7 protein-coding genes are annotated in these 13464 nt (G+C 52.9%); 1 reads left to right on the plus strand and 6 read right to left on the minus strand.

Annotation, left to right across the window (positions count from 1 at the left end):
- Window positions 1-4: 4 nt before the first annotated feature.
- The 3 genes from KFE13_RS04145 to KFE13_RS04155 all read right to left on the minus strand — a co-directional run bounded on the left by KFE13_RS04145 (window position 5) and on the right by KFE13_RS04155 (window position 4097).
- Window positions 5-1150 (minus strand): mandelate racemase/muconate lactonizing enzyme family protein, encoded by a 1146-nt coding sequence (locus tag KFE13_RS04145; protein WP_260705915.1) that lies wholly within the window; start codon window positions 1148-1150, stop codon window positions 5-7.
- On the minus strand, window positions 1147-1995 hold the full coding sequence (locus KFE13_RS04150; protein WP_260705916.1) for an amidohydrolase family protein: 849 nt from the start codon (window positions 1993-1995) through the stop codon (window positions 1147-1149). Before KFE13_RS04150 ends, KFE13_RS04145 begins: the two co-directional genes overlap by 4 nt.
- 269 nt (window positions 1996-2264) lie before the next feature.
- Window positions 2265-4097, minus strand: coding sequence for a DUF4082 domain-containing protein (locus KFE13_RS04155; RefSeq protein WP_260705917.1), 1833 nt, complete (start codon window positions 4095-4097; stop codon window positions 2265-2267).
- Window positions 4098-5529: 1432 nt separating this feature from the next.
- Between KFE13_RS04155 and KFE13_RS04160 the strand changes: the two genes are divergently transcribed.
- Entirely contained in the window at window positions 5530-5778 is a 249-nt protein-coding gene (locus KFE13_RS04160; RefSeq protein WP_260705918.1) for a hypothetical protein, read from the plus strand.
- Window positions 5779-6102: 324 nt separating this feature from the next.
- Here KFE13_RS04160 and KFE13_RS04165 read toward each other — a convergent pair whose 3' ends face one another.
- The 3 genes from KFE13_RS04165 to KFE13_RS04175 all read right to left on the minus strand — a co-directional run bounded on the left by KFE13_RS04165 (window position 6103) and on the right by KFE13_RS04175 (window position 13444).
- A complete protein-coding gene (locus tag KFE13_RS04165; RefSeq protein WP_260705919.1) occupies window positions 6103-9162 on the minus strand; it encodes an amidohydrolase family protein in 3060 nt (1019 codons plus the stop codon).
- A gap of 106 nt (window positions 9163-9268) precedes the next feature.
- Complete coding sequence (locus KFE13_RS04170) at window positions 9269-12301, minus strand: TonB-dependent receptor (protein ID WP_260705920.1); 3033 nt, start codon at window positions 12299-12301, stop codon at window positions 9269-9271.
- Between the two features lie 435 nt (window positions 12302-12736).
- Window positions 12737-13444, minus strand: coding sequence for a cohesin domain-containing protein (locus KFE13_RS04175; protein WP_260705921.1), 708 nt, complete (start codon window positions 13442-13444; stop codon window positions 12737-12739).
- Window positions 13445-13464: the final 20 nt, after the last annotated feature.

Below are 13464 nucleotides of genomic sequence, written 5' to 3' on the forward strand. Positions count from 1 at the left end.
AGCCTCACGCCACGCGGTACTTGTTGATCACCGATTCATCGACCTCCACGCCAAGTCCAGGCCCTTGAGGCACACGAAGATAGCCACCCTCCGACTGGATCGGGGTCAGGCACAGCTCCCGGCTCAAAGGCCCACTCGTCGTGTTGAACTCCTGAAACGTCGCATTCCGCATAAACGCGTTCAAATGCAGTGAAGCTGCCGTCAGCAGGTCCGAGATCCAGGCATGAGGAATACAAAGCTTGTTATGAAGATCGGCAAGATGAACGATCTTGCGCCCGGCCGTAAAGCCACCGCAACGTGAAAGATCCGGCTGGAGAACATCAATCCGCCCTCGTTCGATCAACGTGCGAAAGCCCCACTCCGTCGCCTCCTGTTCCCCACAGGCAATCATTGTTTCCACCGCCCCCGAAAGCTCGGCATAACCGTCATAATCTTCAGGAGACAAAGGTTCTTCAATCAGGAAGGGCCTGTACGGCTCAAGCGAACGAACCATATGAATCGCCTGCTTCGCCGTACGATGCACATACCATCCCGTATCGATCAACAGATCCACGCGATTCCCCAACGCCGCACGCGCTGCCGCTACCAGTTCAACATCTCGCTCCGCATCCTGCCCGAAGACACCCCACCCAAATTTAATTGCAGTAAATCCGCGCTCTACGTATTGGCGACCCGCCTCTGCAATTCCCTCCGGTGTGGAACGAAAGAGCGTGCTCGCATAGGCACGAACACGATCACGATACCCGGCTCCGAGCAGCTTATAGATCGGCTGACCCACTCGCTTGCCAATAATGTCCCATAAGGCAATATCGACGCCCGAGATTACCTGCATCGCCGCTCCACGCCGCCCGTAGTAGACCGAGGCCATATACATCTTGTGCCATAGTCGTTCTACCTCCAGCGGGTCCTCGCCCAACAGTACGGAGCGCAGTCCCTGAAATCCCGGTACAGCCCCCTCAGAAGGAGCATCGACGATAGCTTTTGCTACATGCGGTTGCGTCTCAAGGTCGGCATAACCCGTAATGTTGCCGTCCGTCTCAATCTTGATAAGGCCAAGGTGTTTGATGCCATACGCCTCTTCCGCTCCCGCAGTTGCCTCATATGAGCCCGGGGATTCAAGAATGATCACTTCAACGTTCGTGATCTTCACGCCCCCTCCAGTCCAAGACAGGTCAGCGTTGGGCTATAGATAAGCCGCTCGATCTCCTCGCCAGTAAGTCGCGGGAGATTGGTGCCCTCCGTAACGTGGTTGATATTCCGCACGCCCTCTATCTGCGCCTCCGGAGTTGTAAATGGATAGTCGGATCCAAAAAGGATCTTATCGAGAACGCCATATTCCTTCGCCATAATAAGAGCGTTATAAAACTGCCATGGCCTATAGTGGAGCGCCGAAATATCCGAATAAAGATTAGGGTGTTTCCTAATCAGAACCAGTGTTTCGGCAATCCACGGATGCCCCAGATGAGCGACGATCATCTTAAGGCGCGGAAACTGTATAGCAATATCATCAAGAAGAATGGGCAGAGCGTATTTGAGGGGGCCAGTCCTCACAAAAGTAGTTCCCTGATGAATCATGATGGGTAGCTGATGCGCCTGACAGAATTCGTAGACCTTCAGCATTCGGGGGTCAGAGGGGTGGATGCCCTGATAGATGGGACCCAACTTAACTCCGCGCAATTTGAGATGGACGATCTCTTCGAGAGTCTCTTCGATCGGATCGACCGCGGGATCAATAGCACCGAATCCGATGATTTTCTTGGGATCACTCGCGGCATATGCAGCGATATAGCTGTTAGGAACCCAGAGTCCGGAGTGATAGGCCCGCAGTCCAAAGACGATCACCCGGTCGACGCCGAGCATCGCCTGCTTGTGCTTCTCCGGCGGAACGTGCAGATCCAAGGCGTATCCGCGAGATCTTGCATTCGCTTCGTTTACGAATTCGTCAGAGAGATGACCAGGATAAGCCCACAAATGCGAATGACAATCGACAAGCACAGACGACCTCTTTGCCAGCTAATTGTATGCACTCTATCATCCGCTTATTGGGGAAGAAATAGCGATCGGTCACTCAATCAAGCCCGTATCCGGCTAATCGGATATCCCAATGGAGCATAGGAATTACAACAGCCTCACCATTGAAATGGTTCTGCTCGCTGATACGGAGAATCTCACCTTTTGTGAGGTATAAAGCCCTAACCGAGTGGCGGTCCATCACTATAACCTGAGATGGACCGCTACAGGGTTAGTTAGATTTGTAGGTAGGTTTAGTTGATTTGGTAGATGTGTATTGCGTGAGGTCCGAAGTCATCTGTGATCACACCGCTCGAGATCGGAACCGTGCGGGATTCGCCATACACCGTCGCCTGGGTTGCCGAACCTATTCCGGTAAGAACGATCGTCTGCCCACTCTTCGCGTTGTACGAAGCATTGAGCACAAAGATGTACTGATGACCGTTGTAGTTTCGCCACGAAACCTCAAGTGGTGACGATACCGTTGCAGCCATTCCAATGGGATTGATTGTGCCTTGAAGGACACTCCCAAGGGTCTTGGCCGTATTAAATTGTGTTGTTATTTCGGCATCCATGCTGGGTGTCGTATTGTCGAAGATGAATGGATTGTAAGGTTGTTCGGGAAAGATGAAGACGCCTCGCGCACCATGGATGATGGCATCCCAGAACTCTCCGCGAAACTGTTCCGGAGTTGGAGCTTGGCAAGATTGGCCGCACCAGGGGAGGTTCTGGTACGCGACCTCGATGAACTGCATGATTGGTTTGTTAGGAGCCAGGCTGTAGAGAGTATCAACGGATTGGCCTACCCAAGCTAAACTGTTCGGCTGATTCCAGCCCGAAACAGGATAGATATCGCTCATAGCCCAATCTGCACCTTGAAGATAAGACGCATAGCAAGTGAGGTCACAATACCCTCCCTGCTGGTCGATTAAAGATCCCCCATTGAAGTTGAGAGAAACGGCGCGTGTTGGATCAACTTGCTTCCACGAGTTGTACTGATTCACGATTGCGCTTGCAGAGATCACCGGACTTGAAGTTTCAGGTTCGTCTGCCTGATGCCAGGCAAGCAGATTTGGCTTGCCAATGTCGTTTGCCGGAGTGGTGGGATCGGGGTCCCGAATATATTTGAATCCCAGTGAATCAGCGGTAGTGTTCCAGGTGGTCCAGTCCGTGGTGCTGAGACCTTGCGGCGTCCGAATCAATGCATTGGCTCCGCGGGCTGCCCAGGCAGACAGAAGCGAAGTTGGCTGGCTATCTGGGCCAACCGGAAAGAAATTAACCAGATTGGCCGGCATGTAATTGTTCGGCGTCGTCACGGAAGTACTGCTTGTTGTCGCCGACTGACCGTAGCCGTTGAACGCTACGACAGAGTAGGCGTACGCCGTGTTTGAGGAGAGGCCAATGTCGATATATGAAGTTCCGCTTGTCGTTCCTGCAAGAACAGCATTTCGATAGACGTAATAGCCGACACCGGTTGGATCATCGGGACTTGCTGTCCAGGTTAGCTTCGCTCGCTCCGAACTGATTGCCTGACCTTGAAGGTTGCTTGCCGCCCAGGGAGGTATTCCACCGGGTATATTGAATACCACGTCAACCCAGTAATTGTTCTCATTGTAGGTTTGTGTCGGAAAGGCGACGCTGTCGCCATAGAGGTAAACCCCATTGGAGCCATCGGTTCCATTTGCAAGCGCTGTCAATTGCTGACCATTGGAGAAGCTGGAGTTGAAGTAGCTGCTATTGACTGAGTAATGCCCGTTCGTCGTATGGTAAGCCGCGACATAGGTGGTATTTGCAGCGATGTTCACCGGAGGGAAGTCCACCTCTTGCCAGCCGGATCCCGTCTCATTGCTGAAGGTAGCCTGAGCAAGAACGGTACCAGTGTTATCGTACAGAGTTGCTGTGTGTGTGCCTGTATTCGTCGTCGTCTTATAAAAACGAATACCGCTGATGGTGCCCGCGCTAGCAGATTGAAAGCGTACACCAAGGTTAACAGCGCCGGTGTAATCATTCACGTCAGGAGTTGCAGGCACTGTGGACGGAGTCCAGATCGTTTGTGGGCCTGGACCATTGGCGACAATTTCGCGCATGTTCTCAATCCACGATCCGGAGTCCGCACAGTGCACTTGCCCACTGATGCGTATTCCAAGGACTGTGATGGCCTCTGTGCCCGAGAAGGTATAAGTTTGCAAAGATGCGCCGCTTGAGTCGTAACTATACGACGGAGATACCGTCCAGTTAGATACCGTCCAGGTGACTCCGTCAGTCGTGGTTTGCAACGATAGATTCGCACAAAAAACCCCGTCGGTAGTACTGCTAGACCACGAGCCATTTACAAAGGCGATGCTCTTAAGTTGCCGCGGGCTCGACCAGATCACGCCACCGGCCTCATATGCGTCCAGTGAGTCACCTCCGTTCGGGTCTAAGGCTATGTCGTTGGCGTTGCCGATCACATTAAGACCGGAAGCAGAACTCCTGTGTCCATTTGAAGTAGGGGAGCTATTCTGCGACCAGCGATATGGCGTTCCCAGGGGTGCAACGTCTTGAGCGCTGGAGGTGTTGATCAGAACAAGAATCCAGAGTGAGAGTGCGGTTAATGACGCAAAATATTTTCGTAACCGATGACCGGTTCTTCCTAAGCTTCGCAGATTCATAATTTTCTCCTAGAGCTAACGTACTGACGCGATGTGCAACGACAGACTTATCTTCCGCAAGGGGCAATCAAGATGGAGAGGGTTGTAGCGTCGGAATTAGCACACGGAGTTGTTGTTCTTTCCGTTGCGCTTGACTGCGTAGCTATATTGCCTCATCGTTCGCTCGGGAAGAACGGTCACACGGTATCATTTGCAAATCTTGTCCGATTCATCGGATGAACTGATCGGTCCCATCCGACATGTCCTACCTCTCGAATTCAGGAACCCCTGCGGACAAAGAGTACCGTGTGGGGCGGAGTGAGGGATTGAACATAGATACCCTTGTATTAAATGAAGAGTGGGCTTATGCGATCTTGCATTCGATGCCTGTGCAACTACCGCCTCGCTATTAGCCATCGTGGGAGCCGATTTTGCATCAATCAATATTGATGTATTTTTTGACCAACTATCTACTCTTCTCAAGTGCGAGGCAAAATACGTCGAGAGCTTTTATGGCAACGAAATCGACGCTATGAGCTTTAATACTTGCTGTCGCTATTCACGGAAACGTCCATACATTTGCATTAGCGTTGCTGGGGGGGCGGCAGGATTTCGTGTACGATACGCGTACGATTACTCCGGCATTGTCGACCTTTCGGCACGTTCTTCCCGTCATAGAATCTGTAAGATACAGAAACTAGGCCTTATGGAAAAGTTCGACTCCCGCCGCCTCCACCAGACTTAACTGCGTACTTTTTGCATTTGCAAAATTCGTAGCTTTTGTACACGATACGCTTGAGATCGCTACATGATGTTGACGCTGTATCGCCGCCATCTCAAGCGTTGCTCGAAATGCGATGATCGTTGCTGGAAACATTGCTCTTGCCCCATGTGGGTGGAGGGTACGGTCAACAACACCTATATCCGGCGCAGCCTTCACACCGCAAGTTGGGAACGGGCACAGGGACTCGCGCAAGAGATCGAATCCGCAGATGACCCCAAAGCTCCCCCTCCCGTGAAGGAGGCTCCGACGACGCTTCAGCAGGCCGTCGATGAGTACCTAGCGGATGCAACGGCCCGTGAGCTCGCGGACTCGACACTCGCGAAGCTTGAAACGATCTTCAAAAGCAGTTTCTGAGTTGGGCTAAGGCTGAGGGCTATACTCTGCTGCGCGAAATCGACCTTCGAGCCATTCAGTCATTCCGTACAACATGGAAAGATGGTGGGCTGGCAAAGAAGAAGAAGCAGGAACGGTTGACCGGCTTCTTCTGGTTTTGTATTCGCGCGGGATGGATCACAACAACACCCACCCAGAACCTCAAGCGGATTACCGTCCATCAAAAGCCAACGGATCGTGGACAGGATTGCCCGAATAATCAAAGACAAAACAAAAACGTAAGCTTTCGCAAGAAAGCGTCTCATTTGTGTCCCTCAGCTCCATCGTAAGCCCATCAGGCTGGCCTCAGTGCATTGGGCAGATACTCTCTCCAATGCCAGACTTTGCAAACGGAGCCATGATCGAAGCAACCGATTCAAGCTTGCCGTTCTTCGCCACACATTGGACACGTGCAACATCGTCGATATTTTTCAGCGGATCGCCTGCAACAATAATCAGATCGGCGAGACGCCCTGGTTCAAGTGTTCCCAGATCCTTTGTCAGCCCGTACGCCTTCGCCGGAAGACTCGTTGCCGTCTCCAGCGCCTGCCACGGCTCCATATGCCCATATTTCACCTGCGCACGCAGGTTCAAGTGCAGACTGGTCGCAGGAATATCCAGTGGCGAGTCCGTACCCGCCAGAATTATTCCTCCCTTGCGATATGTTCCCGATACCACAGCCTCTTCATCCTTCAGGTGATCGATCATCGGTGCGATATCCGTGTGTGTCGCCGTCTCAACGGCTGTACGCAGACGCTTGTTCTCCCATGGCGGAGCCACACTCTGTCGCGGATCGGTTGCCATCCCCGGGTCATCTGCATACGGTGCCTGCGAAAATGTCGTGGAAATCGTCCACATCCCCGACTCCGCCAGTAGCTTCTGCACATCGCCATACGAGCGGCCCGTCAACGAGCGCGAATACGCCCAGCCTGTACGAGCCGTAGCCGAAAGATGACTCATGCCATCCTCGCCCAGCGCAACCGCAGGCAGCAGATAGTGCGACGCCGTCTCCACTCCCATTTCTGAATGCGCGTATTCAATACCTTCTTTCGCCCACCCATACGGTAGACGCACATAGAGCTTCACAAAATCGAAGTCCAACGCCTTCAGTCGGTCGAACTCACGATGTAGCTGCTCCTCTGACGTCGTCGCAATCATCATAGGGTAGTACACGCGCTCGCCGTCTACCGCCTCACCTGTTGTAAAGATGCGCGGCCCTGTAGCTGCCCCGGCAATGTATGACTCCTTATGCTCCAGTGCCCGATACGCGTTGTCGGCAATGCCGCGCAGCTCGGTAATGCCGTAGATCAGCCACAGGCGTCCCATACGGTCGCCATAGTAGATGCCATTGTCCGAATCGGCATGCACGTGGTTCTCAAACAACCCGGGCATCACGGTCGAGTCCAGCGCTTCAATCGTCTTCGTCACACCTTCAGGAGGAGTCGGCGAGTGTGGCTTCACGCTTGTAATCCGATTGTCTGTAATCAGAACATCGACGTCTTTCAGTTCCTCCGCCCCGCTCCCCTTCCAGAACCTGCCTGCATGGATCAACAGCTTCTGCTGCGGCTTCGCCTGTGCGTACGTCAGATCGACGGGCACCGGCGTAATCTTACCGGTCGCGCGCTCGATCAGTCGCAACTTGCCATTCGACAGATACAGAATTCTCGACGAATCACCTGACCATGTAGGCGCATCCGTCGTCTCATCATTCAGCTTCGCCGCTGGCCCAGACGGATGCCCATTCGCATCCACCGGCATCGTATACAGAAGATCGCGAAAGACAAATGCGATCTCCTTCCCATTCGGTGCATAGATCGGCCCATCCTCCGTGCGCGTCGTTACCGACTCATAAGGCGACGGCGAGTAAAACTTCGTAGCCTTCGTGGCGACGTCCACCATCAGAAAATCACTTGTGCCCTCACGAAATCTCTTCGTGTAAGGGTTGATCGTAGCGATGGCAACCGTGTTGCCCTTGGGAGCAAACGCAGCGCGTCCAGGAAAGAACGTCGAAGGAGCAAGCTGGGATATCTTGCCCGTAGCCACATCGGCCAACAGCGTTGCTCCTGTTTGATCCTGAAACGCAATCTGTTTCCCATCAGGAGACCATGCGGGCATAATCTGTGCGCTCTCACTCGGCGCAATGCGCTTGTCTCCTGTCGTATTCACACTCGACATATCGTGGACGTAGACATTCTCGATCCCGTCACGATCAGAAACATATACCAGCCACTTACCATCAGCCGAAAACATTGGCCCTTGCTTGTAAAACGCATCATGCGTCAGTGCGACAGGAGCCTGCCCAATTGTCATCAGATAGAGTTGATTGAGCGCAACAAACGCAACCTGCTTGCCATCAGGAGAGAGCACCGGAGCATAGATACCTTTCACCGCATGTGATGAAGTTTCATCGAAGTCATAGTGCTTGTGCGGATACTGCGGACGGATATTCGGAATTGCTGCCGTAAACGGAATTGCCGTCTCCGTTCCCGCTGCAAGGTTTGCGCGAAGAATCTTACCTCCCCCTGTATAGATCAGCTCCGAAGTCGATAACCACGTCGCAGGAAATGGAAAGGCGTCGTCCGACTTTCCTGTATATACCGGTGTCGTTGTCACCATCGATGAAGCAACTACAAGGTGGCTCTTATTCAGAAAAAGTCCCGTACCATCGAATTGCACATAAGCGATTTGTGAATCATCAGGTGAAAAACTCGGCACATTGACACGTGCCTTCATTGGATCGACCGAAGCGATCGTCGTGTGCTGCCCCGTACCCAGGTCCGCCATCTCGATCGACCTAGCCTGTATGCCTGTCCCCGAAACAAAGACCAGCCGCTTCCCATCATGCGACCAGTTCGGCTCATACTCGTCCGCCGCTGAGTTCGTGATCTGCTTCAGATCGCTACCGTCTATCTTTACGGTCCAGATATCATATGAGCCTTTAAAAGCACGATCGGAAGAGAATGCAATGGTCGTTCCATCAGGCGAGAGCCGAGGCTCCCGATCATCACCATGCCCTGTCGTCACCCGTTTTAGCCCGCTGCCATTGGGCTTCATCGTCCAGATGTGAAATGTGCCCCCGGCATAGCACTGCAGTGCCACCAGGTCTCCTTTCGAAGACCAGTCAGGATGCGATGCCTCCTGCACCGGCTGTGTTAGCTGCTTCCCCGTCCCCCCTGAAGCTGGAATCGAAAAGATCAGCCCTTGAATATCAGCAAGGATCGTCTTGCGATCAGGCGATACAGTTACCTGCATATCCGTGCCTTCGTTCACCGTAATTGTCTTCGTGACCGGGGACGCAGCAAACGCTACGGCAGAGAACAAAGCAATGGCAACCGGCAAATTCAGGCAGAGTGAAACACGACGCATGGAGTCTCCTCAAAGATGGACGCGCAGCGATCCAAATCACTGCACGTCGTTAAGCTGAAAGATCGAAATCCAATCCGATTGATTAAACAATTACACTATCGCTCTTTTAGAACTCAAATCGAGCAAGGAATTGCAACGACCGCGGGCGCCACTCCACCGGCACACCCGTAGCTGCAGCAGTTGTCTGAGTTGGTGTTCCATAGTTGCTGGCAGTCACTGTTGAAACATAGCTGCCATAGTTCGAGTGATTCAAAATATTGAAAGCCTCAACAGCCACTACCCCCGCATATCGATCGCCGAACTTATGGCGCTCCTGCAAACGCGTATCGGTCCGATAGACATTACGCCCATAGAAGGCATCGCGTTTGGTCATCCAATAGCCGGTGGCACTATCCAAATAGTTATTGCTTGGATTGTTGTATACACGGACACAGTTTGTTGCCGTCAATGCGCATGTAGTTGACGTAACCGGATTACCCGCTGCTGTGTATGGAACAGGTGCTACACTCGCTCCAAATGTACGGTTGTAGCTTGGAGCATAACCTGTTGGCTGTCCTGTGCCTACCGTTGTCGGGAAGGCGTTGCCGGAACCATAGTGGAATAGCCCTGATAACGACAGTCCATACTTCCACTCATAGTTGCCATTTACTGTCAGCGTATGCCGTTGATCATCTTGAGCATTTGCCCATTCGTCATGCAGGCCATTCACAAACGGTTTGTTCGGGTAATAGAACGGGGACTCCGTATTGTTCTTGTACCGCGAGTACGTGTACGCCACACCACCTACAAAGCCATGCGATAAAGAGTGCCTGACGCCTAGCTGCAACCCATCGTAGATGGATCCCGCATTGCTCGGCGTAAAGAATTGATTCACGTTCGTAAAGGCGGCCGCACATACATTCGGCCTGCCGGCTAGAGGATTTGCGTCCGGCGTAACCCCCCCGCTGGGGCAGTTTAGCGCAGTACCAACCACATATGGCACGCTCGGGCTCAGATTGAATTGTGGATTGTTAGGATTCTGAATCAGGTTCGCGTTCAATCTCACCCACTCGCTGTACACACGCGTATGAACATAATCGGCTGATACCACTGTCTTACGATCAAGTTGCTGCTGTACACCGAGCGTCATTTGCAGCGACCACGGAGTCACCACATTCGGCCCCAATGGCTGCACAGCCTGCCGTGGAGTCGTTATGTTGCTCGGAAACGGATTCTGCAGATTCAGCGGCGACGCAGCCGTACCTGTCACCGAGTTTTGCTGCGATGCCACTCCGTTGAAGATCTGCATATCGATCGTCTGGTTCGCTGAGATATCGGCGAAGTAAATACCAGCTCCACCACGGATCACCGTGCGCCCGCTCCCGAACAGGTCGTAGTTGAATCCCACGCGCGGAGCAAAATTATTATTGTCACCAGTCTTTGGCGTAAGCAGGCCGTTATTTAGCTTAAGGCTCGGCGCAAATGCGCCAATGTCGTTGTCGTAACGAACACCTAAATTCACAGTTAGCTTCGCCAGTAGCTTCCAATCGTCCTGCACCCAGAACGCAATCTGATTACGCGGAATATCCACATTGAAGTTGCCCGCTCCCTGCGTAAAAGTCGCCTGCGCGCACGCTCTGTTTAACTCTGTGTAATTCCAACTCGATGGATCCGTCGTGCCATTCGGAAATGCCAGCTTATAGTTCACAGGCAGACAGTTGGCCGCACCTACCGTGCCGCGCACATTCTGCTGGAAGTACCCGGTATGCGAGGTGTGCATGTACTCGATGCCAGCCTTGATCGAATGCTTGCCCGTCAGGTAGTACACATCATCGCGATACTGCTGCACGTTCTGATAAAAAATCTGCGGATAGTTATACGGTCCGCCAATCGTCAGCGCACCGCCCGATGATCCATCCGGACGATTCGTCACCCCTGAAAACGTTATTGCAATCGTCGCGTACTTGGGCAGGTTCTGCCACTCAAAGTGGCTGAGCCCTCCGTGCAGATCGTTCACCAGTTTCGGGCTGATCTGGCGATCCCAGTCAGCGAGGAAACCATAATTCATACGCGTCGCATAATAGAAGCTTGAAGGATCCGTGTTGCCGGACGAGACTACATTATCGTTCTTGAAGGTGAAACCGTTGCCACGCAGGAATAGACGGTCCTTCTGCGTTGGCTGCCAGTCTCCTCTCCCCAGGTACTCATTCACCGTAATCGTCTGCGGAGCCACGATTGTCTGGTTCGTCGCAACCGGCGTATCCGGGACGCTCGATGTCTGGTGCTCACCTTCATACGATCCGAAGTACCAAAGCTTGTTTTTCTTGATCGGCCCACCGAACGTTCCGCCAAATTGCTGGTCCGACAGCGCCGTCACCGTGTGTGCAATCGGATCAGCTGCATTGAACGCATCATTGCGGAAGTACCCAAACACCGAGCCATGAATCGTATCCGATCCCGTCTTCGACTGCACATTCACATACACACCCGACGAGCGCCCCAGCGTTGCGTCGAACCGGTTCGTAATGATCTGAAACTGCGAGATCGCGTCCGGCGAAAAACGCGGCTGCCCAAAGCTCGCATCCGCCGTATCCTGCGTCACCTGCAATCCATCCAGGTTGATCTGAAATTTTCCAGAATTCGCATTGCCGAGCGGCGTATCGTTCGTAATTGCATTGACGCGAACGCCTGGAACGAGTTGCGCCAGCTCCATATAGTTACGTCCGTTGATCGGCATATCCTTCACGTCGTCCGGCGTAATATTGCCCGCCACAGTCGACGATGTTGTATCCACCGCAACATCGTCTGCGCGCACCACGACCGTATCGTTCGTGCTGGCCAGAGGTAGTACCGTCTGGATATCCGGCGTCTGGCCCACCAGCATCGTCACCTTCGTCCGCACCGATCCAAACCCCGAAGCGGACACCGTAACCACATAATCGCCGGCGACCAAAGACGGAATCAGGTATGTTCCTGCATCTGTCGTCTTTGTCGTAAACGATGCGCCGCCAACCTGACGAACCTCAACCGCTGCACCTGCGATCACTGCTCCCTGTGAATCTGTCACTCTACCGGAGATTCCGGTTTGCTGTGCAAAGCTCTGCGACACCATGACAAAGGAGAATAGAAAAGCAAAGAGGATACGATAAACCATCTTCATTGCAGAACCTCATTGAATAGAAAAACGAGTGCATCGGCGCGCTAACGTGCGCGTCGGGTGGATAAGCATTCGGATCAATGGAGTGAAGATCGGCTCAGGCAGCGTAGCGGGGCTGCATCAGGATCGATGGATCTTCAGCTGGAAGAAACTCAACAACCGCAACAGAGAAAAAACTGAACAAGAGACAGGGATGTCCCGCTGCAGAGAAGAGATGCAACCGGATTATCGGACACGAGATGTGAGGCAGGCATCGGTATACACGTTCAGTTTTCTTGAATACCGAAAGACTAGACCTTTTCTGCCTGCATGTCTAATTGAAAATTCAACGATACCGATAAAAACCCAGAAAAGTACGGGGGCGACACCCTAAAGCTCCGAAGGCCCAGTCTAAACGATCGGGCCTCCTTCTGAAATCGAAAGCTGATAAAAGAGCAGTTATTGGATGTGATGTCTCGGCAGAGATAAGCCGAGTAGAAAGATAGATCCACCTAGGAGGAGAAGTTGTCCTGAAGGCGGCTCAGGGACTGGAGCGACAGTTACCGTAGTAGAGAGAGATTGGTTGGTGGGGAAGGTGTCTTTGCTGGGTGAGGTTGTAACGGAATCGTCGATTACGATCGGATTTCCATTGGAATCGTAGAACTGCAGGTCGTTGTTGGCGAGGATTGCGATACTGGTTGTTCCGGCCTGGAGCGCTTGAAAAGTGATATTGACGAGGGTCCCGCTGCCGGTTACGCCAGAGGCTCCTACATCGCCGATGAGCGAGATCAGACCAGTGGAGTTGTCGATGGCTCCAGGCTCAAAGAAGGTAGGATTCAAACCGCCATTCGGAAGGAAGCTCCCTTCTGTGACGGAGAGCGCACTAAGAATGTTGCTTCCAGGAGCGCAACTGGTGGAATTGCCCCCCGCAACAGCGCAGTTGAAGGCGAGATCGAATTGGAAGGCATCCAGATCGGCGACATCGGATGGAAAGGTCTGGCCGCTGTGGCTCACGGTGGGACCAGTAACATCGATGCTGACGGTAAATTGCTGGCCTACGGTAAGCGAGTTCGGAAGGTAAATCACCGAGAGCACGGCATCGGCGAAGGCTGTGTGTCCCGAGAAGATGAGTGCGGCTGCGAGTAGAAGGATTTTTTTTGATTTCATTGCAAAGATCTCCTGAGTGT

Origin of the sequence: Edaphobacter flagellatus (genome assembly GCF_025264665.1) — a bacterium.
Lineage (GTDB): Bacteria > Acidobacteriota > Terriglobia > Terriglobales > Acidobacteriaceae > Edaphobacter > Edaphobacter flagellatus.